Raw genomic sequence first — 22,966 nt, 5'->3', positions numbered from 1 at the left:
GGTTTCTTCAGCAGGGGTGAGGCGCCAGCCCAATCCGGCGGGCTTCACAGGTTGCCGTACTCATTCAACGCCACCACCTTTTCCTCCGAGTCGTAGACGACCGGGTAGCGTCGTTGCTCCCCTCGCGAGGCCTCCGCCGCCGTTGCCGGAATTTCCCAGATCAGCAGGGTGATAACGTCCATGAAGAGATTGAAGATCGCGCGGCCGGCGCTCGGTTCATCCCCGCGGGTATAGACGTAGACGGCGGTGTGGTAGCCGTCTTTGGTTTGGGCGGTGTCGACCGGTTGGCCAAGGATGCCCTCCACATGTTGCCGGGCCATGCTGACCTGGAGCAGCTCCAGCCGCGGCTCCCGCTTCCCGCTGATCGCCATGCCGACGGAGCAACCGGCAAACTGAAGCGCGAGGAGGACAGCGGCAATCCACTGAACAGGACGGTTCGTGCGACCCTGTGTCGAGAGGAGACGGAACCCGGTCACCAAAGTCTCAACGAATCTCCGCGTGAGGGCATGGGCGTCACCGGTCGATCGGGATACAGAGCCATTTCGGACGCCGCGCTTATTGCTCGGTCTCTTTCCCCATAAATTGGGCGACAAGCTGGTCGGTGCAGGTATCCGCCAAGAGATCAAACGCTTCCTTGAGCCCACCAGCCTTTGGGCCCTGCGCGTTCGCCCCTCTGGGCCCGCCGGACGTGTCCTTCCCCTCCAGATCGCACACACCTTGCCACAGAATCTTCCCCTCGGGAAATCGGATGAGTCTGGCTCGCGCTCGATAGGCGACGATATCGGCCGGCTCAAACGGAAGGGGCACCACAGCCCAATACATCGTCGCGAAATCGAGGATCGTCTCGCGGCCGAACTGCATCTTCAGGCGGTCCGGCCCCTCGCCGATCATAAAGGGCGCCGGCACCGGCGTCAGGGTCGGGCCCCCCAATTTTTTCCCCGCGGCTGCCGCGAAGTTGGTCTTGACCCTGAGGATCGGATCCTTGAGATCGTATTCTCGGATCAACAAATCACGGGTCTGGGATTCCAAGGCCGCATAGCCCCCGCCGCCTGTATAGGCCACCCGGGGCTGGTCAGTGGGAACGTAGAGTTCGGGAGCCACGTGATGAATCACCTTGATCTCGGACGTACTCTTGAGCGACTCCCTAGTCGCGGGATCCAACCGCACCAGGTCCTGAGCGCAAGCCGACAGAAGCTGCACCGTACAGAGCACCGAGATGCTGGCCGTCTTCATCTCCATGGAGAGGCCCTCCTTTTCCGACCATCCCTCTTTGCGCCTATCAGGGCGCGCAGGGCCGGTAGGATACATGAGAGTTCTGACGATTTACCAGGGCCATGTGATGAGGACGGGTGGACCGGTTGCTCGCGCGGGTGGGCGGCTACATAGGTACGGGGGGACCCGGAGAAAAGAAAAGGGGGCGGCTCTCCGAGAGAGCCGCCCCCTCCTCATGACGTCGACTGGTGCCTACCAGCGGTCGCGCTTGCCGCCGCGGCTGCCACCCCCGCCGAATCCCCCGTTTCGCCCGCCTTCGGAACGGGCTTCACGCGGCTTCGCCTCGTTGACGGTCAGCGTCCGTCCGCCGAACTGCGTCCCGTTGAGGGCATTGATCGCGGTCTGAGCTTCAGACGGCGAGGACATTTCGACAAAGCCGAATCCTCGCGACTGGCCGGTAAACCGGTCTGTCACAATCTGCGCGGACGCCACAGCGCCGTGTTGTCCGAACAGGTCCGTTAACTCTTGCTCTGTTGCCGCGTAGGGCAACCCACCGACGAAAATTTTTGAACCCATGAGGGGTTCCTCCTTATTGAAAGTGATGAAGTGATATTGTCTTGAGGGAGGAAGAGAACGGGAAAAGTCTGCCCGAAGACGCAAACCATGGAGCGGCTTAGGATCGGCTTCCGATCAGAACCCCGAACAAAACAACATCGTGAATGGGCCTCTTCTTTTTCTCCTCATCGCAGGCCCTGCGCCGATGAGGTAGGTGGACTCTACCACACCCTTCCGGCCAGAACAAGCGTGATCAGCGTTATGTTCCCGGCAAGGCGAGGAGAGGTATCATCTGGCAAACGGACCTATGGTCGTTGGATGCGCGCCGTCACCTTATCAAGCTGACGGAGGCATCGCACGCGGATCGGGTCGATATCGGCCGGCAGCGGTTTCTTCAACGACTTTTTCGCCCGTGCGAGATAGTCACGCACCTGGGCTCGGTCCCATTCCGCGCGTGGAACGGAACAGACATCCTCGAGGGCTACGCCCTGTCCGATCCATCGCAAGACCTGGTCGGGATTGTTGGGCAAGGCTGACAGGAGCGCCACCTCCAGCGGATGTCGCGTGCCCACCCCGGTTCCGGGTTGCAAGGCGCGGCCGACCTTCAGCCAGGGAGTGCGCCCTTCCTCGATCTGCTGCAGCACATGTTTCCATTCGTGCGGATCGCTCGTGAGCCGCGCCACGACCGCTTGAGCCCCTTCCCGCTCGACGGCGAGCAGGATGGCGTCCGGACTTGAGGAGAGCGGGTTGTCCGCTCCTGCTCCAGCCGGCGGACCAATGAGACTGGTCACCGCCGCGACCATGGCGATGGCTCGCCGACTCCATAGGATTCCCGCGCACGAGCCCGGTTGCCTCATACTCCACCTCTCTCCCGACCAGAGTAGTGCCAGGACGCCGATTCTTCCAACAATTCGAGATTTCGATGACGGGCCCTGCCGGCCAGGGGGAGGTCAGGCGCCCCGAGCGGCGCGATCGGAGGAGATCGCGCCGGCGCCGAGGTGGCGCCGGCCCGGATCCGAGCGGAGATCCTGGATCGGTCCCAACGGAACAATCCGCGTCGGGTTGATCTCGCCGTGCGTCACGTAATAATGCCGTTTGATGTGGTCGACATTCACGGTGTCGGCGATGCCCTCCACCTGATAGAGATCCTTGAGATAGCCGAAGAGGTTCGGATAATCCACGATGCGGCGCAGGTTGCATTTGAAATGGCCGTGGTACACGAGGTCGAACCGCAGCAAGGTGACAAACAGGCGCCAATCGCTTTCGACGAACCGCTCGCCGAAGAGGAATCGACCCGTGGAGAGACGCGATTCCAACGCATCAAGCGCATCAAATAGACGCGTGACGGCCTGTTCGTACGCAGCCTGCGAGGTTGCGAATCCCGCCCGGTAGACCCCGTCGTTCACGTTGTCATAGAGAAACTCATTCAACCGGTCGATCTCCCGTTCCAGCTCGCTTGGGCACAGATCCACATCACTGGACGTGAACCGATTAAAGGCGCGGTTGAACATCCGCATGATGTCGTCATCGGAATTGTTCACGATCCGCCCTCGCTCCCGATCCCACAGGACCGGAACGGTGACGCGGCCGCGATACTGCGGGTCGGTGGCCTGGTAGGCCTCGCTCAGAAACCGGAAGTGATTGACGGGATCGAGCGAATGGCCGGGCCCCTCGCGAAAGGCCCAGCCCCGTTCGTCGCGAATCGGATCGACGACCGTCATGCCCACGACCGCTTCAAGCCCCTTCAGCCGTCGCACGATGATCGTGCGGTGGGCCCAAGGGCAGGCCCAGGACACATAGAGGTGGTAGCGGCCCCCCTCGGCCGGATAGCCTGACCTCCCGTCCTCCGTCACCCAATCCCGGAATGCATCCGCTTGCCGCTGAAAGGCTCCCTCGGCGCCCTGTTCACCTGGAAATTGCGGTGTCGCTGTCATGAGTGCCCATCCCGCACGATGACCGTTCATTCGCCCAAGGCACCAGTGTACGGAAAACATGGGTCGAATGCGACAGGGAAGCACGGACGACGGCCTTGGCGGGCTGTCGCCGAGGATGGGACAGCGGACGGGACCGGACGCCCTCGCCGGATGCCGATTCAGGCCGCGGGTCTCTGCTCGCGGACGCCCGCCAGCCGGTTCATGCTCAAGCTGGTCTGATTGAAGAGCGCGAGGAAGACTTCGTAGTCCTCATCCACGACAGAGCGAGGCGCTTCGCCTCGGTCGGCATAGATGAGGCCGATGGGACGGGCATGGATGCGCAGAGGGGCCAGAACAGCGGAGGTTGCCTTCCAGACCTCCAGAAATTCGGCTGAAGGACGGAAGTGATGGCCTCGGGCGAATTCCGTCACCAGCATCGGCTCGCGCGCCGCGAGCACCGAAGCCAGGAACGGATGCTGCCGGGACAGCGACCCCGTCAGGGAGGCTAGGTAGGGCTCGGCCGGCGTCACGCCGGTCACATGCCGCCCCACCAGCGCGTCACGATTGGTCGGGTTCAACAGGGCGATGCCGACCCTCACAAATCCGGCGCTGGTCTCTAGCGCCGCAGCGAAGGATGAGAGCAACGTATGGAGATCTTGGGCCGCGTCCAACGTGCGCTGAAATTCCCGAAGCGTTTCAAGCGGACGGATCTGCATCGGCGTCGGCGCCTCGGGACGAATGGTCTTCCGCTTCCGCTCCTCCGGCACTTGATCCGGCCGGCAGGAGGACGATAGGACCTCCGGCCCCGTACGGGCCGACGGAGGGCCGGCGGGCCGGCCGAATGAATCCGGCAGGCCGACCGACCGAACGAGTTGCCGGGCCTTCTCCTGGGCCCGCGCCAATCGCTTCTGCAGGACCGTCGGCTCAATGCCGGTGCCGATCTGAATCTGTCTGGTGATCCCCGCGACCTTCGCCGGATCGCTCTCCGTGCTGAGCGCTTCGATCAGCAGGTTGGTGCCCACGACCAGACCGGAGAATTCTTCGGACTCCGTTCGCCATCGGGAGGACGGCAACCCGGGCGGCGTCCCCAGCAGAAGTCCGAAATCGGCCGGCAGCTTCCAATGTTCGGCCAGCGCGACCGCGACCTGGCGTTTGGTCGCGCCGAGGATGCCGGTTTCCTCGCGTCCTTGTGCTCCAGCTTCCAGGCCGCGCAACGCCGCAGCCGAGAGGGCGTGCCAGAGGAGCGGCGCCTGGTAGGCGATCGCCAAGTCTCCGAGCGAATAGAGCAGGGCCGCGCTGAACAGACCGCCCCGCGGCGGGACCTGCATGGCGGCTTCGATCTCCGTCGCATAGGCGGCGGTGTACAGCCCTTTCACGATCAGCGCGGTCACCAGTTCATGCCGCTCCGGCCATTCTTTCAGTTGCTCGACCAAAGAGGTCGTGGCGACCAGGGCCCGCACGATGTCCTGTCCCAGCCAGGTCACGGCATGGGGGATGGACGTGATGGGCTGGGCCGGACTGTAGGCGACGCTGTTGGCCAATTGCAGAATCTTGCAGGTGAGCCCAGGGTCCAGCCGGACGATCCGGGAAAGATCGTCGGCATTCGATCGGTCATCGGCCTGGCGCAGGATCGTGCGGCAGGTCGCTTGCAGCGCGGGCAGGCCGCAGGAATGCCGGTAGAACAGCGGCTGCAAGTCCGGATGCAGCGCCTCTCGAATCTCTTCGGCCGGTGTCGGCATGGGAATTCGGATCGCTTGGGATGCGTGACTGAGTCCTGTATGAGCCGGCAGTGCTGATGTCTTTATCGGATAGGGCCATTCGATCTTGAGTCCGCCGCGGCGGTGTTCGATGACCCGATCGTGACCTTGCCGGAGGACCGGCGTACAATACCCGCACAGGCCGGTTCGAAAAAGGAGGTCGCTCCATGAGAGGCCGCACCGTACGTTCATTCGCGCTCGCGCCCCTGATTGTCCTCGGCATCCTGCTCGCGCCTCCCAGCCATGCGGCGGAACCCTCCCGGACGGTCACGCTTCCCATCGAGGCTGTCGCGGATTATCTGCACGCGGTGATTGAAGCCCACCGGACGTTCTACACCCTGCAGGTCGTCGAGCGGTTGCAGCAGCAGGGCAAGTTGGTCGCCTCGGAGAACTGGCGGGCCGCCCACACCCTTCCGCTTCCGGCGCAGTTCCTGAGAGAAACCAACGACCTCGCCTCGCTCACCGGCACGAAGATCCGATACCGGTTGATCGGGCTCTGGCCGATCAACCGGCAGAATGCGCCCGCCACCGAGGCCGAAAAGGCCGGGCTGGAACAGGTCCAACAGCATCCGGAGCAGCCCCATACCGGTTTGACGACCACCGGTACGGAACGCTATTTTCAGGCCATCTACGCCGACCGCGCGGTGGCCCAAGCCTGCATCGGCTGCCACAATGCGCATCCTAAGAGTCCCAAACACGACTTCAAAGCCGGCGAGGTGATGGGGGCGATTGTGATTCAGATTCCGCTGGAGCCTTAGCCCACATTATTCATGACGGTTCGTCGCGAAATTGCGGAGTCGCCAGGCGAGACGGGCGCGCGGAGCCGTGAGGAAGGGAGACAGACTTGAAACAGTCTGTTGACCGACCGAGCGGCGAGTCCGCCCGCCACCATGCCGCCGAAACCGCGTGTTGGCTTGTCGCAGCGGCGAATCCACAATTGCAGCAGAACTGCTCATGGATAATGTGGGTTAGGGGTCGGTTTTCAGCGGGCTGACAGAGGATGGTGGCGTGGGCGGTGACGAGCGGTTCCAGGGAGTCAGAAGGGATCTTTCATGAGATTCTCGGCCTATGACCCGGGCGAGTTCTACGACGAGCTGTACGAGGGAACGGGCCAGCCACGGCCCGAAAGCACGCTCTTGCTGCGGAAGTTTGCGTCGCTGGCCGAAGGAGAACTCAAGAAACGCCAGCAAGCGGCCGAACGCGTCATTCTCAATATGGGCATGACCTTCGGCGTGTACGGAAGCGACGGCGGGCATGAGCAGATCTTTCCCTTCGACATCGTCCCCCGGATCGTCACGGCATCGGAGTGGGAGCAGATCGAATCCGGGCTGGCCCAACGCCTGCGCGCCCTGAATCTGTTCATCGACGATGTGTACCACGAGCAGCGCATCCTCAAGGACGGCGTCATCCCCAGCGAGCTGATTTACACCAGCAAGGGGTTTCTTCAGGCCTGCATGGGGCTTCATCCGCCCCGCGGCATCTGGTGCCACATCGCCGGCATCGACCTGGTCCGCATCGGCGACGGCCGATATTACGTCCTCGAAGACAATATGCGATGCCCGTCCGGCGTCGCCTATGTGCTCGAAGCCCGGCAGGTGATGAAACGGACGTTTCCGGAGCTGTTCGACGCCTATCGCGTGCGGCCGGTCGATGGCTATCCGAACCAGCTCCTGGAGACCCTCCGCTACTTGTCGGACCTGCCCGACCCGACGATTGTGATTCTCACGCCCGGCATCTTCAATTCCGCCTACTACGAACATTCCTTGCTCGCCCAGAAGATGGGGGTGGAACTGGTGGAAGCCAGCGACCTGGTGGTCGTGGACGGATTCGTCCACATGCGGACGACCAAGGGCTCGCAGCGCGTGGACGTGATCTACCGGCGGATCAACGACGACTACTTGGACCCGCTCGCGTTCCGCCGCGATTCCGTGCTCGGGGTCCCCGGGTTGATGGAATCCTACAAGAAGGGGCGGGTCGCCCTCGTGAACGCGCCCGGCACGGGCGTGTCCGACGACAAGGCGATCTATGCGTACGTGCCGAAGCTCATCAACTATTACCTGGCGGAGGAGCCGATCCTTCCGAACGTCCCGACCTACCTCTGCTCGGACCGGCGGGATCGGACCTATGTCCTGGAGCATTTGGATCAACTGGTCGTCAAGGCCACCAATGAAGCCGGCGGATACGGGATGCTGATCGGCCCGCAGGCCTCGCAGCACGAGCGCGAGGAATGCGCCCGGCGCATTGAGGCCGATCCCCGCAACTACATCGCCCAGCCGACGCTGGCCCTCTCTCGAGTCCCCACCTTGATCGAGGATCATTTGGAAGGACGCCACGTGGATCTGCGTCCGTATGTGCTCTATGGCCAAACGGTGTATGTGCTGCCGGGAGGCATGACGCGCGTGGCGCTGCGAAAAGGGTCGCTGGTGGTGAATTCATCCCAAGGCGGCGGGAACAAAGATACGTGGGTCCTCTCATGAATGATGCGTTCATCATCGAACAGCGAACCGGCGGCGAGCCGGCGACCGGCCGACGATGCTGAGCCGGGTGGCGAGTTCCATCTACTGGCTGAACCGGTATATTGAGCGGGCGGAGAACTATGCCCGTTTCATCGAGGTCAACCTCAATCTGACCCTCGACCTTCCCGGAGGCACGGCCGAGCAGTGGGAGCCTTTGGTGGCGACCACGGGCGATCACGAGAGTTTTACGAGCCGCTATGGAAAGGCCACGAAGGAGACCGTGATCCACTTTCTGTCGGCGGACGCCGCGAACGCCAATTCCATTTTGTCCTGCCTGGCGGCCGCCCGGGAAAATGCGCGGTCCGTCCGCGAGATCATCTCCACCGACATGTGGGAGCAGGTCAACCGCTTCCACTTGATGGTCCGAGACGCCGTGGCTCATGGACTGTCCAGCCGAAATCTGCACGCCTTTTTGGCGGAGGTCAAGGCCGCCAGCCACCTCTTCCTGGGGATCACCGACGCCACCATGTCGCACGGGGAAGGCTGGCATTTTGCCCGGCTCGGCCGCCTCCTGGAGCGGGCGGACAAGACGTCCCGTATTTTGGACGTCAAGTACTTCATGCTGCTGCCGAACGTGGCCGAGGTCGGCACGCCGTTCGACATCATCCAGTGGTCCGCGCTGTTGAAGTCGGCCAGCGCGCTTGAAATGTATTACAAACGGTTCGGCCGCATCTCGCCGAACGGCGTCACCGCGTTCCTGATCCTCGATGCCACCTTTCCCAGGGCAATCCGGTACTGTCTCATCAAGAGCGAGGATTCGCTGCACGCCATCTCCGGCTCCGAGCACGGAGCCTACCAGAACCAGGCCGAGAAACGACTGGGGCGGCTTCGCGCGGAGTTGGACTTCGCCGATCTCGAGGAATGCGTCGCCGGCGGCCTGCATGAATTCGTGGACCGGTTTCAAGCGCACCTCAATCACGTCGGGGAGGCCATTTTTGATACGTTCTTTGCCCCCCGTCCGATCCACAGTACAATCACGGGAGCGGAGGCACAATGACCTTTTGTCTGGGCATGAAAGTGGCGGACGGGCTGGTCGGGATCGCCGACACGAGAGTGACGACCGGAGCGGAATGCATCACGGCGCGGAAAGTCTCCATTCACCAGCACGGCCGGCATTCGATGTTTCTCATGACCTCGGGGCTGCGTTCCGTGCGGGACAAGGCCGTGACGTATTTCGACGAGGCCATCGGGGAGAGCGATCAGACGTTCGACAAGCTGTTCAAAGCCGTCAACGTGTTCGCGGCCCAGATTCGCCGGGTGGCGGATGAAGATAAACAAGCCCTCGACAAGGCGGGGTTGATGTTTGATCTCCACGCACTCGTGGGAGGACAGTTGGAGAATGACCATGAACACAAGCTCTATCTCATCTACCCTCAGGGCAACTGGGTGGAAGTCAGCGAGGGCACTCCGTACTGCATCATCGGCGAAACCGGCTACGGAAAACCACTGCTCGACCGCGTGCTGCGGTACAACTCCAGCATGGACCTTGCCCTGAAGGTGGGGTTCCTGGCCTTTGACGCGACGCGGACCAGTTCCACCAGCGTCGAGTATCCCCTGGATGTCGTGCTCTATCGGCACGATACCTTCGATATCGCCGAGCACCGCTTTCAGAAAGAGGACCTCGTCGAGATTTCCTCCTGGTGGCAATCCAGAATTTGCGAATCGGTCGAAAAGCTACCTTCGAAGTGGGTCGATCGGCTGCTTGATGCCCTGCCCCTGCGCACTCGCTCGTCTTCCGAGATTCCTGGCACACCCGCTCCCTGAAATCGATCACCGGCGCCTCGGACAAGAGGGGCGGGCCGACACGTCTGATCTCGATGGGCGCACACGGACGAGCGCCGATTTCCCTCAACCGGTCGCGCCGGGATGAAGCGCCCGATTGGGTCCAACGTCCTTCCCTCTGTTCAGGAAAGATCTTGCCATTCGAGGAAACCGGTAGAGGTCATCTCGCTGATCGCATTGAAGCCCGCCTAGGGAATCCCCTAGTTCACAACACAGGCGACCCTCCTGTTAACTGACCGTCAAATGTCTGGGCCCAGTGTTTCGACTTCAACCGGCCATTCGACATGGCGCATCTGCATTAAGTCCGCTAAGATGTCATAACAATCTGACGATCAATGAACAGGCCTGGTTGCGTCGCGCGGTCATAAAGAGTATAGGATAAAGCTACATAGAGGAGAATCCCATGACTGTTCGGGATGCGCTCGATACGATAAAAGGAATGCCGTACTCCTCCGTCCGCTTTGATCTTCGCTTTGCCTACTGGTAACCATTCGCTCTGAATCTAGCGGTTCTACTGGCACGCCCGCGATCGGCGGTTTCCCGATCCGGTGCGCGACCATCACGGGCACACCCCTGGAGAACAGGGTCATCCCGTCTCGTTCCCTTCGGTCCCGGGACCGAAGGGGTTCACTCAGAGCGACAAGAACATCTGCGAGAATGCCGTGAACGATATCGCGATAGAGGCGGCGCACCTGACCAAGCAGTATCATATCGGAACGTCGGCCGACTCCTCCGGCTCTCTTGCGGAACGGATCACGCAGAAGGCCGCATCGCTGCTCCGCGGGCGCGCGGAATCTTCCGGCGGAGCATCCGGACGTCAACCTCTCTGGGCGCTCAAGGACGTGTCGTTTGAAATCCCGCGCGGCCACGTGTTCGGCATCATCGGCCGGAACGGGTCCGGCAAAAGCACCCTGCTGAAAATCCTGTCCAGGGTGACGGAGCCGACATCCGGACGCGCGGTCGTCCGCGGACGGGTCGGCACGCTCCTGGAGGTGGGAACGGGCTTCCATCCCGAACTGACCGGGCGGGACAACATCTATCTCACCGGCAGCATTCTCGGCATGAAGCGGCGAGAAATCCGGAAGAAATTCGACGAAATCGTCGCCTTCTCCGGCGTCGAACAGTTTCTGGATACGCCGGTCAAACGCTATTCCAGCGGCATGTATGTCCGGCTGGCCTTCGCGGTCGGGGCGCATCTGGATCCGGAAATCCTGCTCGTGGACGAGGCGTTGGCCGTGGGCGATCTCCAGTTCCAGAAGAAGTGCATGCAGAAGATGCAGGACCTCGGGTCAAAGGGACAGACCATCGTGCTCGTGTCGCACGACATGCAGGCCATGAGCCGACTCTGCCATCGGGTGCTGCTGCTGGAGAAAGGGCGGCTCGTGGCGGATGGCCCGGCGCACCAGGTCGTCTCGTCCTACCTGCACGGAGGGTTCGACGATTGGTCCTTCAGAGAGTGGCCCGACCTGCGGACCGCCCCCGGCGACAGTACCATGAGACTGTGCAGCATCCGGGTCAAGAACTGCGACGGAGAACTCACGGACACCATCGACGTGCGCGAGAGCTTTGCGGTCGAGATGGAATATGAGGTGCTGCGTCCCTGCTCGCCCGTGACGCCGAGCGTGACGATCACGAACGAACAGGGCGTCGACCTGTTCGAAACGTTCGATCTCGATCCGCAATGGCGGGGATCGGTGCGGCCCGTCGGCCGTTTTGTGGGAACCGCCTGGATTCCTGGCAACCTCCTGACGGAGGGCACCTTCTTCGTGAGCCCGAGCGCCTTCTGCCAAGAACCCTTCCACGTGCATTTTTTCGAACGGCAGGCGGCAGGATTTACCGTCGTGGATCCCCTGGCCGGCGACTCGGCGCGCGGGGATTTCAGCGGCCAGATGCGCGGGCTCGTCAGGCCGCTGGTCGAATGGACCAATCGGTTCGAACCCAAAAACTCAAGGAAGCCCGTCGGTTCCTACCGCTGACCCTGTTCTCGACAAAATGCGCTCCCGCGATCGGCTACGGGGCTGGACTATGGACAATCCCAGATCGAGTCCCCATCAACGCTGTCCATCCGACAGCAACGACCGGAACATGATGAAGGCATCCTGGTAGGTGCCGTCGTTCTTCCGCACGGCGCCCGGGATCGTTCCGATCACGCGGAAGCCCAGCTTCTCCCACAAGCCTCGGGCAACGTGATTGTCAGAGAACACGAGGTTGAAGAGCACGCTGCGATAGCCCAAGGACTTGGCATAGTCGAGCATCACCGCGCCGAGCAGCCACCCCAAGCCACGACGACGCCACTCCGGCGCCACGATAAAGCCCGCGTTCGCCACATGCCTCGCCCGCCCGGGCCAGTTCGGTTTGAGGTAGAAGGCCCCGAGCAGATCGGCCTGGTCCTTCCGCGGCCGTTCATAGGCGACCACCGTGCTCTTGCCTCGCACCCAATAGTCTTGAAACTGATCCAGCGTCAGCGGCCGATCGTGAGGATAGGAGATGCCTTCCGCCACGATCCGCTCATAGAGAGCGGCCAGCGCCGGCCAATCCCGATGGTCGGCCAGGACCAACTCCACCGACGTCCCGTCCTTCAGCTTGGCTTCGATGGGGAACTGCATGGCCTGCTAGCTCAGTAGTGGAAATGCTTTTGTGCAGATTGTTTCCACTTGCTTGATCAGCACAATTATTCAGATGGCTCCTGGCTGCCGGTTATTTCGAATGCTTGGTTCCCAGAGAAAGACACATCGGCGGCCATAGCTCTGGCAAGATCTGTTTTGCTGAATTCAGATACATTCTTGATCAATGAAGTTTCTACAAGATCCTTTTGCTTTTTAGACATAGTGGATAATAGATAGCCTGCACGGTTAGCTCGCCCATTGAGAAAGTCCATCACCACAGCGTGGACAGAGTAGGGCCCCGGTTCAATCTTGCCAGAGTCAGCGGCGACCTCCGTACCAGACCAATGTTCTGGGTTCTCGTCCATAATCCGACCAAAGAGAAGTATTTGTCCAAGTTTCGCAAATGCATATGCCATTCTTTCAGACCGAATCACATCGATGTCGACGGAACCGATGAGATAACGGTTCATAAATGGTGAGAGGTTCGGAATCGTATGTTCGTGAATTATCGTGAGGGGTAGAAGGTGTTGTGTATAGAGACCAATGGACATCTCATTTCCAGAAAGAAAGCGGTGCCAGCTATTTATCGCCTTATCTAATTCATATGTCTGGGTCTGGCTGAAATGTCTTATACCAAACTGGCGTTTGATGAAATGAACCACGCGCCAGGAAATTGAAACAAGACATTTGTTTGCCCATGGCCCATAGACCAAGCTAGCTGACTGCTTCCTATGATATGGAGCAAACACCTTTTTGCAGAAGTTCGTCTCCCATTTCGAAAACTGGCTTTCACATCCACCACATAAGAGTGGGATCTTGTAAGCATCTTGAATTCGGCGATTCGGAGCACCTCCAGCTCTAAGCGAACCTGGCTGAGTGGTCTTCAGCCAGTCGATCACAAACTTCGGAATGATATGAGAGAGCTTCAATTCACACTTCCGGTCGCACAGCGCACACACGTTACTCAAGAATTCACCTCGGTCAGCGACTTGTCAGGATGTCACAACCACTTCCCAGCCAACATGAGAACCATGAAATGGTGCCAGGCGACTTCTTACTCCAAATCCTAAACAAATTGTGCACACGAGGGAAGCAACGGGCGGAAAGGTTGTTTCTCGCCATTACCTCCCGAGCAATTATCCCATGGGAGCGATGCCCGTATGGTCCTACTGCGGCCGTCGAGCGAGCACATTCAGATCGTGCGGGCTCCGGGAGCAAGGGACCATACGGGCGTCGCTCCCAACCCTGACGGATAGGCGTGATCGACTTTGGGAAGATGGATTAGTTTCTTAAGCCCAACATTCCCAGCAGCGGCAGGATGGCGTAGTAATACACCCCAGCAAGGAGGACGAGGAGGATAAGCAACCGTATGAGACGGATCAGAATTCGATGAGGGCGTGGAGGGTACGAATCGGGGTCGGGATGATCGTCACGCAATTAGGCATGTCCGCCGCGCCGGGCTCGTTCAGCGATCTTTTTCCGCAGACGGGCTTTTTCGAGGCTGATCTGTGCTTCTTTGAGTTCAGAGGAGATTGTGCCGGCCTTCAAGCGGGCCTCGGCCTTTTCCACCCCCGCCTGCGCCCGTTCGATGTCGATCTCTTCGGCCTTCTCGGCGATTTCCGCCAGGATGGTGACTTTGGTCGGGGTGACTTCGGCAAACCCCCAGAGGACGGACATGTACCCGGTGTTGTTGCCGGAACGGTAGCGCAATTCGCCGATCTTGAGTGTCGAAAGAAAATGGCAATGGCCCGGCAGCACGCCGAATTCACCTTCCGAGCCAGGCGCAATGACTTCATCGACCTCCTGGCTCAACAGGAGCTTCTCCGGCGTCACCACTTCTAGCAACAACTTTCCTGCCATCTTTTCCTTTGTGCTCTCTTTTATCGAGAAAGCCGGCTCACGCCTTGTATCCCAGCTTCTCCGCCTTCGCCACGACTTCGTCGATCGTGCCCACCATGTAGAAGGCCTGTTCCGGCAGGTGGTCGTACTTCCCTTCGAGAATGGCCTTGAAGCTGGCCACCGTATCCTTGAGCTTCACGTACTTCCCCGGCGTGCCCGTGAAGGCTTCCGCCACGTGGAACGGCTGGGACAGGAACCGCTGCATCTTCCGGGCCCGCGCGACGACCATCTTGTCGTCTTCCGACAGTTCGTCCATGCCGAGAATCGCGATGATGTCCTGTAAGTCCTTATAGCGCTGCAACACGCCCTGCACGCCGCGGGCCACTTGATAGTGTTCCTGCCCAACGGTCTGCGGGTCCAAGATCCGCGAGGTGGAGTCCAGGGGATCGACGGCGGGATAGATGCCCAACTCGGCGAGTTGCCGAGACAACACCGTGGTGGCGTCCAAGTGGGCGAAGGCCGTGGCCGGTGCCGGATCGGTCAAGTCATCGGCCGGCACATAGATGGCTTGCACCGAGGTGATTGATCCCTTCTTGGTCGAGGTGATCCGTTCCTGGAGCGCGCCCATCTCCGTGGCCAAGGTCGGCTGGTAGCCGACGGCGGAGGGCATGCGGCCCAACAAGGCGGACACTTCGGATCCCGCCTGCGTAAACCGGAAGATGTTGTCCACGAACAGGAGCACGTCCTGGCCCTCTTCGTCGCGGAAATATTCCGCCGAAGTGAGGCCCGTCAGGGCTACGCGCAGCCGCGCGCCCGGCGGCTCGTTCATCTGCCCGTACACGAGCGTGGCCTTCGACTTGGCGAAATCCTTGGGATCGATGACCTTGGACTCCTGCATTTCGTGCCAGAGGTCGTTGCCCTCACGCGTCCGCTCGCCGACCCCCGCAAACACGGAGTAGCCGCCGTGGTGCAGAGCGATGTTGTTGATCAGCTCCATGATGATGACGGTCTTGCCGACGCCGGCGCCGCCGAACAACCCAACCTTGCCGCCCTTGGAATAGGGTTCCAGCAGATCGACCACCTTGATGCCGGTCTCCAACACCTCGGTCTTGGTTTCCTGATCTTCGAGCCGTGGAGCGGGGCGATGGATCGGATAGAACTTCTTGGCCGGGATCGGCCCCATTTCATCCACCGGCTCGCCCAACACGTTGATTAACCGGCCGAGAGTTTCGCGACCTACCGGCACGGTGATGGGCGCTCCCGTATCCTTGACCTCCATCCCGCGGGTGAGACCGTCCGTGGTGGTCATCGCCACGCCACGGACCCGGTTTTCTCCCAGGTGTTGCGCGACTTCGAGCGTCAGCCTGATCTCGGGGCGCCCGGCCCGCTTGTCTTCCGGGGCTTCGATCCGCAACGCATTATAGATGTTGGGCAGGTGTCCGGGCGGAAACTCGGCATCGACGACCGGCCCGATGACTTGAACGACTTTCCCGGCTGTGCTCACGGCTTGCTCCTTTCGACTCTCAGCGCTTCGTCAATCGTCAATGGTCATTCGTCAATCGTGCCATGAAGAGAACGTTCTCAATTCGCTTGACCAATGACGTGTGACGGATGACGACTCTATTTCAACGCTTCGGCGCCGCCGACGATGTCCATCAGTTCTTTCGTGATCGCCGCCTGGCGGGTCTTGTTGTAGTACAGGGTCACCTTCTTGATCAGCTCGCCGGCGTTGCGCGTGGCCCCGTCCATCGCCGCCATCTGCGCGCCGTAAAACGCGGCAAACGATTCCAGCAGGATACGATAGACCTGCGTTTGAACGTGCTTGGGCAGGAGGGCCTCCAGCAACTGGTCCTCATCCGGCTCGTAGAGATAGCTGCCCCCCGCGGCTTGGCTTTCGCTCGCCTGATCACCCTGGCCGAACAAGAAATCGGCGGAGATCGGAAAGAGCTTTTCGACGATGACCCGCTGTTGGATCGCTGACTTGAACTCGTTATAGACCACGTACAGTTCGTCGAACGTGCCCTTAGTATAGGCGTCCGACAACTCGCTGCCGATATCGACCCCGTGCTCAAACGTGAGGCGGTCCAAGAACCCGATCCAGTTCTGTCTGATCGTCCAGGGACGCCGCGTGAGGAAGTCGCGGCCCTTACGGCCAACGATGCTGACGCTGACCTTGGCGCCGCGGGATTCGAACTCGCGCAACACCTCCATGGACTTGCGGAGAATGTTGGCGTTGAAGGCCCCGCAGAGCCCGCGATCGCTCGTGACCACCAGGACCTCGATGACCTTCTCTCCCCGCTTCTGCAGCAGGGGATGCGCGGCGCGATTCACGCGCGTGCTCAAATTGGCCATCACCCCCCGCAACTTGTGGCTGTAGGGACGCAACGCCAGGATCCGGTCCTGGGCCCGCTTGAGCTTGGCGGCCGCGACCATCTTCATGGCCTTGGTGATCTTCTGTGTATTCTTGACCGCCGCGATCTTGCGGCGGAGTGACTGTAGACTGGGCATATCGGCTTGTTGAAAACGGCCCCCAACTTCGTTCTCAGTCGCCTGTCCTTGTGACGTACTGCAACAGTACGACTCAGTCGCCAGGCTCCCTGCGGCCGCGTTGGAGCACCGTTTTGAACGGCCGAGGGCAATGGACGGTTTCAGCTCTTACTTTGTCGTATACCCGTACTCCTGCTTGAACGAGGTCAGGATCTTCTTCAGTTCTCCACCGAAGGCCTCATCGATCTTGCCCTTGGCGGCGACGTCCTGGCGAACCTGCGGATGCTTCTGCTTCACGTAGGCAAGAAAATCCTCTTCAAACTGCCGGACCTTGTTCACCGGCACGTCGTCCAGGAACCCGTTGACACCGGCAAAAATCGAGAGGACCTGATCGGCCACCGCCATCGGTTTGTACTGGCCCTGCTTCAACAGCTCGACCATGCGCACGCCGCGATTGAGCTGGGCCTGCGTCGCCTTGTCGAGTTCGCTCCCGAACTGCGCGAACGCCGCCATCTCGCGATACTGCGCCAAGTCGAGGCGCAAGGTCCCCGCGACCTGCTTCATAGTCTTGATCTGAGCCGAACCGCCGACCCGGGACACGGACAGGCCGACGTTGATGGCGGGCCTGATGCCGGAATAGAACAGGTCGCTGGCCAGATAGATCTGCCCATCGGTGATCGAAATGACGTTCGTGGGAATATAGGCCGAGACGTCGCCCGCCTGCGTCTCGATGATCGGCAAGGCCGTCAGGCTGCCCCCGCCGAGCTTGTCGCTCAGCTTTGCGGCCCGTTCGAGCAGCCGGGAGTGCAGGTAGAAGACGTCGCCCGGATAGGCTTCACGGCCGGGGGGCCGGCGCAGGAGCAACGACAGTTGCCGATAGGCCGCGGCGTGTTTCGACAGGTCGTCATAGACGATCAGAGCATGTTTGCCGCTATCCCGGAAATACTCGCCCATCGCGACTCCGGCATAGGGGGCCAGGAATTGCAGCGAGGCGGCGTCGCTGGCCGTGGCGGAAACCACGGTCGTGTAGTCCATCGCGCCGTATTCTTCGAGCGTCTTGACCACGCGGGCGACGGTGGAGCGTTTCTGGCCGACGGCCACGTAGATGCAAAAGACGTTCAGGCCCTTCTGGTTGATGATGGTATCGACCGCGATGGCGGTCTTGCCGGTCTGCCGGTCGCCGATGATCAGCTCGCGCTGGCCGCGGCCGATCGGGATCATCGCGTCGATCGCCTTCAGCCCGGTCTGGAGCGGCTCGCGGACCGACTGTCTCGTAACGACCCCGGGAGCCACCACCTCGATCCGGCGCGTCTTATCGGATTTGATCGGCCCCTTCCCGTCGATCGGCTGGCCGATGGCATTGGTCACGCGCCCGACCAGCGCTTCTCCCACCGGAACTTCCGCAATGCGGCCCGTTCGCTTGACCGGATCGCCTTCCTTGATCCCCGTGTCTTCCCCCATCAACACGGCACCGACGTTGTCCTCCTCGAGGTTGAGCGCGATGCCATACACGTTGCCGGGGAATTCGAGCATTTCGCCGGCCATCGCCCCCTCAAGCCCATAGATCTTGGCGATGCCGTCTCCGACCTGGATGACGGAGCCCCGCTCGCTCACATCGACGGCCTGATCGAATCCCTTGATCTTTTCCTTGATAATCGAGCTGATTTCTTCGGCTTTGATCTGCATTGCCTCTCCTTGCCAACGCTTGTCGAGAAAGCCTCGCCGCGCTATTCGCGCATGAGCAATGTTTTCATACTGTTCAACCGGTTCCGCAGGGAACTGTCGTACACGGTGCTGCCGATCTTAATTTGCAGCCCGGCCAGTAGGGCGGGGTCCGTGTGCACCGCAAGTTCGACCTCGCGTTTGAGCGACGTGCGAAGCCGTGTTTTAAGCTGCTCATGAACCGCGGGGTCCAGCGGTCTGGCCGATACGATTTCAACCGGTTGCGTCCCTTTCGACTGATCGACCATGGCACCGAAGGCCTCGGCGATATCCGGGAGAAAAACCACCCGGTTGGTCTTGACCAATTGACTCAAGAAATTCTGGCCGACCGGCGGGCACCCGGACCGCCTGCCGAGTTCCGTCAATACCCTCACCTTGTCGTCAAGGGTGAAGGCGGGGGAGGCCATGACATGCTGAAGGTCTGTGGACTGCTGGAGAGCCTCTCCGAGCGCCGTCAACGAGGCGCGCGCCTGCGCGAGGCTCGACTGGTCCAGGAGTTCAAACAGAGCTTTTGCGTAGCGGCGGGCTACCGATGTCTTCTTCACCGTTTATACCGTTGTGTTGAAACGGCAGACCTGTCTCAGCAGGAGTTCTGCGTGCGGTGGGCACGACAAAAGCGGCGTAGCGTAGCATTCAAACGCGCGGACTGTCAAGAACGAGGCTCGGGAGCGAGGGCGGGGGTTGCAGGACGGCTCAGGCGCTAGATCGGCCGGACCGGACTAATAATTCCTCCTCCAAGAACCCTGGACCCGTCATAGAAGACGGCGGACTGTCCCGGGGTCAGCGCACGCTGCGGTTGGTGAAAGCGGATGAGGAGGGTACCTTCACCAAGGGGGTCGATCGAAGCAGTAGAGGCCGGCGTCGCATATCGGACCTTGACCTCAACCTCCCGGCGCCCATTCAACCGATCAGGATCAACGGCATGGAGGTTGCTTACCTCGCAGGCTTCCGAATAGAGCGATTCGTCCGGCCCCAGGACCACGACATTGGTCTGTGGTTCGACCCGCTGCACATACAACCGCTGCCCCGTGGCTACGCCGAGCCCGCGACGCTGCCCCGGCGTGTAGAAGGCAATGCCCTCGTGTTCGCCGAGCACCCGGCCCTCGCCGTCCGTGAACGGTCCTGGTCGATGGGCCTGAGGCGCCTCCTGTTCGAGGAACGTCCGATAGTCGCCATGACTGACAAAACAGATCTCCTGGCTCTCCTTGAGCTCATCGACCGGCAACCCCAGCGTCTCGGCCTCCTGCCAGACATCTGCTTTCTGCATTTCTCCCAGTGGGAATAGGGTCCTGGGAAGCCATGCCGGATCGATTCGATAGAGGAAATAGCTCTGGTCCTTCTTGGCGTCCAGAGCCCGATGGAAGGTCCAGCGGCCGTTCTCGCGGAGGATGCGTGCATAGTGGCCGGTCGCCACATAGTCCGCTTCCCGTTCTCTCGCCAGCTCGACCAGGGTTCTCAGCTTCACCCGTTCATTGCAGCGGACGCAGGGGTTGGGGGTGATGCCGTTGACATAGCCGCCGACAAAGTCGTCGATCACGGACCGGCGGAACCGCTCCCTGGTATCGATGACCTCATGGGGAATCCCAAGCTTCTTGGCGACAAACTTCGCGAGGCCCACCTTGCAACAGCCTCGCTCCTGCCACCGCTTGGAGGTTGCCACAGTCTCGTCCTCATGTTCCCAGACCTGGAGTGTGACGCCCCGGACATCATATCCCTGGGCGACCAACAACGAAGCGGCGACGGAGCTATCCACCCCCCCGCTCATGCCGAGAATCACGGTGTGACGAGCCATATGTCCGGCGGGATTATACTGTGTCAGGCAAGCGCTTTACCACGATGGACGGCGATGTCATGGACATTGGCGGGGAGTTCCGAATAGTCGTCTCCGCTCTGCTCCGCTCCCATGTCACACATCCCCTGGAACCGGGCCCCTTCTTCAATCGAGATATTGGGCGTGCGGATGTCGCCGACCAGAATGCCGGGCTTGAGCAGTTGGAGCTTATCGGTGGCCGTGACCGTCCCGTTGACCTTCCCGCTCATCATGAGCACGCCGGCCGTAACGATTCCCTTGATGACCGCGTGCTCCCCGACGACCAAGGTCCCGGTCGTATGGATCTCCCCTTCCAACTTGCCGTCGATGCGGACCGTCCCTTCAAAATTGACGACCCCCTTGAAATGGGCTCCCTTCCCGAGGAACGTAAAGTTCTCATCCTCCGCGACCGCCGCCCCTACCTTCTTCTCACCTTTTGTCCACATGTCCGTTCCTCCCTCTCACCTCGTGTGACCGGGAGTGGGGCGGCGACCGGCTGAGATTCCGTCAGCTATAGGCGCCCGCCGCAACCATCCCCTCTCCTGCAAGATTGGCCGTCCGGGCCGGCGCCGACATCTCGATCGTGCCGTTGAACTGGACGCCTTCCTCCATGGAAAGCATGGGCGTTTCCACTCCTCCATTGATAACGGCCGGCGCGCGCAGGGTGACCTTTTCCTTGGCCAGGATATCGCCGGTGATCTGCCCCTTGCACACGATCGTGCCGGCCGTCACCTTCGCCTTGATTACGGCCTCCTCTCCGACCAGCAACGTGCCCTCGGTATGAATCTCACCTTCGAGGGTGCCGTCGATGCGGACCGTGCCGTGATAGCTGATCGTGCCTTTGAAGTCCACGCCCTTTCCGACGAACGCGTTGATGCCTTCCAAGGCCCCGACCGGTTCGACCGCCGCGCTCTGGCCGTTCGTCGTCGTGGCCATAAGGTCATCGGCCTGGCCCGGCTGGCGCTTGCCGTCAGTTTTTTCCTTGTTCCACATGCGTCACCTCCGTTGAAGTATAACAAAGCATCTGTTGAGCACCAGGAAAAAGCAAAGTGTCGTCGCCGCGGCGAGGCATCGGCGGACGAATCGTAGAATGTCTCTTCACCCGAGCAAGATGTCAAGGAGTCTTTCCTGCTCCTGGGGCGAAAAATAATGCACCACGATGCGGCCGCCGGTCCCTGCCTGTTCGATGACGACCTTGGTCCCGAGTTTTTTCTGCAGCCGCGCTTCGAGATCCTGGAACGCCGAGGGCTGTGCGCGGCCGCGCGTCGGCCGCTTGTCGCGCGCCTGCGCGGCGACTCTTTTCTCTGACTCCCGCACCGACCATTGCCGATCCACGATCTCGCGGGCCAATCGCACCTGCGCCTCGCCTCCGTGTACAGCCAGCAGCACTTTGGCATGTCCGGTGGAGAGGCTCCCAGCCGCCACCATCTGCTGCACCTCCTCGGGCAGATGGAGCAACCGCAAGAGGTTCGCCACTGAGGACCGTTCCCGGCCGACCCGCTGGGCGATCACATCCTGGGTCATCCCGAATTCCGTCGCCATCCGGTGGTAGGCATGTGCCGTTTCCATCGGATTGAGGTCGTCCCGCTGGAGATTCTCGATGAGCGCCAACGCCATGGCCTCATCGTCGCTACAGTTTCTGACCAGCGCCTTGATCGTGCCGAGCCCGGCCAGTTCCGCCGCTCGCCACCGCCGCTCGCCCGAGATCAACTCATAGAGGCCGTCGCCCTTCCGGCGGACGACGATGGGCTGGAGCAGGCCGTTCTGCCGCAGCGAGTCCGCCAATTGCTCAAGCTCGTCCTCCGGGAAATCCCTGCGCGGCTGGAATCGGTTGGGAAGAATATGATCCAACTCGATGTCGAGCACGTCTTGCGATTCGGCGGCCGGCTTCACCGGAGCCGGCGCCGCAACCGGCAGCAAAGCATCCAGTCCTCTACCTAGGGCTTTCTTCTCCATGGCTCATGAGCTCCTTTGCGAATTCCAGATACGCCTGCGCCCCGGCCGACCCGGCGTTGTACAGCAATGCCGGCCGGCCGTAGCTCGGGGCCTCCGCCAGCGTGACGTTCCGAGGAATCACGGTCTTGAAGACCTTCTCCTTGAAATGCGCCCTGACCTCCTCGGCGACTTGCCTGGCCAGGGTGTTCCGGATATCGAACATAGTGAGCAACACCCCCTCCAGTTCAAGTTGCTGGTTCAGGCTTTGGCGAACCCGCTCGACGTTCGCCATCAACCAGCCTAGCCCCTCCATGGCGTAGTACTCGCATTGGACCGGCACCACCACGGAGGTGGCGGCGGCCAAGGCATTGATGGTCAACAGGCCGAAGGCCGGGGGACAGTCGATGATCACATAGCGGTAGTCGTTCAGGACGTGATCAAGAGATCGCTTAAGCACAAGCTCACGTGAAAGCACCTGAATCAGCTCGACCTCCGCTCCAGCCAGATCCCTATTGGCCGGCAGGACCGATAACTGTGACACTCCAGTCTGAACAATCGCTTCAGATGCGCGGGCCGACCGCATCAGGCAATCATAGATAGTTTTGGTGAGTTCTCTTGGCGAGATGCCAAGACCGCTTGTCGCATTGGACTGGGGGTCCATATCGACGAGCAGAGTCGGAGCCCCATTGATGGCAAGATAAGCGGCTAAGTTGATGGAGGTCGTGGTTTTTCCGACCCCGCCTTTTTGGTTGGCAACGGCGATCAGGCGGGTCATGAGCCGCATCCTGCTAGGCTTTCCAACATCAGGACATGCCCGCGTTGTTCCACGTGG

The 22,966-nt window shown here is 61.0% G+C and carries 23 protein-coding genes; 5 read left to right on the top strand and 18 right to left on the bottom strand.

Translation table 11 applies throughout. From position 1 onward, the window contains the following. Window positions 1-44: 44 nt before the first annotated feature. From QWI75_RS02800 to QWI75_RS02775, 6 genes are all read right to left on the bottom strand, one after another. Window positions 45-476, bottom strand: coding sequence for a hypothetical protein (locus tag QWI75_RS02800; protein WP_289267166.1), 432 nt, complete (start codon window positions 474-476; stop codon window positions 45-47). 79 nt (window positions 477-555) lie between these two features. Further along, window positions 556-1,239: a hypothetical protein gene (locus tag QWI75_RS02795; RefSeq protein WP_289267165.1), complete on the bottom strand. Its 684-nt coding sequence runs from the start codon at window positions 1,237-1,239 to the stop codon at window positions 556-558. A gap of 225 nt (window positions 1,240-1,464) precedes the next feature. Further along, a complete protein-coding gene (gene rbp / locus QWI75_RS02790; protein ID WP_289267164.1) occupies window positions 1,465-1,788 on the bottom strand; it encodes an RNA-binding regulator in 324 nt (107 codons plus the stop codon). Between the two features lie 284 nt (window positions 1,789-2,072). Beyond that, on the bottom strand, window positions 2,073-2,570 hold the full coding sequence (locus tag QWI75_RS02785) for a hypothetical protein (RefSeq protein ID WP_289267163.1): 498 nt from the start codon (window positions 2,568-2,570) through the stop codon (window positions 2,073-2,075). Window positions 2,571-2,717: 147 nt separating this feature from the next. Next, a complete protein-coding gene (locus tag QWI75_RS02780; protein ID WP_289267162.1) occupies window positions 2,718-3,701 on the bottom strand; it encodes a glutathione S-transferase family protein in 984 nt (327 codons plus the stop codon). 158 nt (window positions 3,702-3,859) lie between these two features. Continuing rightward, the gene (locus QWI75_RS02775; protein WP_289267161.1) at window positions 3,860-5,419 is read right to left on the bottom strand and encodes an HDOD domain-containing protein; all 1,560 of its coding nucleotides are present in this window, start codon (window positions 5,417-5,419) and stop codon (window positions 3,860-3,862) included. Window positions 5,420-5,604: 185 nt separating this feature from the next. Here QWI75_RS02775 and QWI75_RS02770 point away from each other — a divergent pair, with 185 nt between their 5' ends. The 5 genes from QWI75_RS02770 to QWI75_RS02750 all read left to right on the top strand — a co-directional run bounded on the left by QWI75_RS02770 (window position 5,605) and on the right by QWI75_RS02750 (window position 11,711). Further along, entirely contained in the window at window positions 5,605-6,195 is a 591-nt protein-coding gene (locus QWI75_RS02770) for a Tll0287-like domain-containing protein (protein WP_289267160.1), read from the top strand. Window positions 6,196-6,489: 294 nt separating this feature from the next. Continuing rightward, a complete protein-coding gene (locus tag QWI75_RS02765; protein WP_289267159.1) occupies window positions 6,490-7,914 on the top strand; it encodes a circularly permuted type 2 ATP-grasp protein in 1,425 nt (474 codons plus the stop codon). Between the two features lie 55 nt (window positions 7,915-7,969). Then, window positions 7,970-8,950 (top strand): alpha-E domain-containing protein, encoded by a 981-nt coding sequence (locus QWI75_RS02760; protein ID WP_289267158.1) that lies wholly within the window; start codon window positions 7,970-7,972, stop codon window positions 8,948-8,950. After that, window positions 8,947-9,717 (top strand): proteasome-type protease, encoded by a 771-nt coding sequence (locus tag QWI75_RS02755; protein WP_289267157.1) that lies wholly within the window; start codon window positions 8,947-8,949, stop codon window positions 9,715-9,717. Before QWI75_RS02760 ends, QWI75_RS02755 begins: the two co-directional genes overlap by 4 nt. Window positions 9,718-10,397: 680 nt before the next feature. Further along, the gene (locus QWI75_RS02750) at window positions 10,398-11,711 is read left to right on the top strand and encodes an ABC transporter ATP-binding protein (protein WP_289267156.1); all 1,314 of its coding nucleotides are present in this window, start codon (window positions 10,398-10,400) and stop codon (window positions 11,709-11,711) included. Between the two features lie 75 nt (window positions 11,712-11,786). Here the strand turns inward: QWI75_RS02750 and QWI75_RS02745 are convergent, their stop codons facing one another. The 12 genes from QWI75_RS02745 to QWI75_RS02690 all read right to left on the bottom strand — a co-directional run bounded on the left by QWI75_RS02745 (window position 11,787) and on the right by QWI75_RS02690 (window position 22,909). Then, complete coding sequence (locus tag QWI75_RS02745; protein ID WP_289267155.1) at window positions 11,787-12,341, bottom strand: GNAT family N-acetyltransferase; 555 nt, start codon at window positions 12,339-12,341, stop codon at window positions 11,787-11,789. Between the two features lie 65 nt (window positions 12,342-12,406). Then, entirely contained in the window at window positions 12,407-13,309 is a 903-nt protein-coding gene (locus QWI75_RS02740; protein ID WP_289267154.1) for a hypothetical protein, read from the bottom strand. A gap of 469 nt (window positions 13,310-13,778) precedes the next feature. Next, window positions 13,779-14,201, bottom strand: a complete 423-nt coding sequence (locus tag QWI75_RS02735; RefSeq protein WP_289267153.1) for a F0F1 ATP synthase subunit epsilon — start codon at window positions 14,199-14,201, stop codon at window positions 13,779-13,781. Between the two features lie 37 nt (window positions 14,202-14,238). Beyond that, complete coding sequence (atpD, locus tag QWI75_RS02730; protein WP_289267152.1) at window positions 14,239-15,684, bottom strand: F0F1 ATP synthase subunit beta; 1,446 nt, start codon at window positions 15,682-15,684, stop codon at window positions 14,239-14,241. 116 nt (window positions 15,685-15,800) lie between these two features. Beyond that, entirely contained in the window at window positions 15,801-16,688 is an 888-nt protein-coding gene (gene atpG, locus QWI75_RS02725) for an ATP synthase F1 subunit gamma (RefSeq protein ID WP_289267151.1), read from the bottom strand. 147 nt (window positions 16,689-16,835) lie between these two features. Next, window positions 16,836-18,353, bottom strand: a complete 1,518-nt coding sequence (atpA, locus tag QWI75_RS02720) for a F0F1 ATP synthase subunit alpha (RefSeq protein ID WP_289267150.1) — start codon at window positions 18,351-18,353, stop codon at window positions 16,836-16,838. Between the two features lie 41 nt (window positions 18,354-18,394). Next, the gene (gene atpH, locus QWI75_RS02715; RefSeq protein ID WP_289267149.1) at window positions 18,395-18,934 is read right to left on the bottom strand and encodes an ATP synthase F1 subunit delta; all 540 of its coding nucleotides are present in this window, start codon (window positions 18,932-18,934) and stop codon (window positions 18,395-18,397) included. A gap of 155 nt (window positions 18,935-19,089) precedes the next feature. After that, on the bottom strand, window positions 19,090-20,181 hold the full coding sequence (gene mnmA / locus QWI75_RS02710) for a tRNA 2-thiouridine(34) synthase MnmA (RefSeq protein ID WP_289267148.1): 1,092 nt from the start codon (window positions 20,179-20,181) through the stop codon (window positions 19,090-19,092). Between the two features lie 23 nt (window positions 20,182-20,204). After that, window positions 20,205-20,645, bottom strand: coding sequence for a bactofilin family protein (locus QWI75_RS02705; protein WP_289267147.1), 441 nt, complete (start codon window positions 20,643-20,645; stop codon window positions 20,205-20,207). A gap of 61 nt (window positions 20,646-20,706) precedes the next feature. Continuing rightward, entirely contained in the window at window positions 20,707-21,192 is a 486-nt protein-coding gene (locus QWI75_RS02700; RefSeq protein WP_289267146.1) for a bactofilin family protein, read from the bottom strand. A 105-nt stretch (window positions 21,193-21,297) separates the two neighbouring features. Further along, on the bottom strand, window positions 21,298-22,155 hold the full coding sequence (locus QWI75_RS02695) for a ParB/RepB/Spo0J family partition protein (protein WP_289267145.1): 858 nt from the start codon (window positions 22,153-22,155) through the stop codon (window positions 21,298-21,300). Next, a complete protein-coding gene (locus QWI75_RS02690) occupies window positions 22,133-22,909 on the bottom strand; it encodes a ParA family protein (RefSeq protein ID WP_289267144.1) in 777 nt (258 codons plus the stop codon). The genes QWI75_RS02695 and QWI75_RS02690 overlap by 23 nt, the downstream gene beginning before the upstream one ends. Window positions 22,910-22,966: the final 57 nt, after the last annotated feature.

This window comes from Nitrospira tepida, from assembly GCF_947241125.1.
Taxonomy (GTDB): domain Bacteria; phylum Nitrospirota; class Nitrospiria; order Nitrospirales; family Nitrospiraceae; genus Nitrospira_G; species Nitrospira_G tepida.
This window is presented reverse-complemented; position numbering and strand designations above follow the sequence as displayed.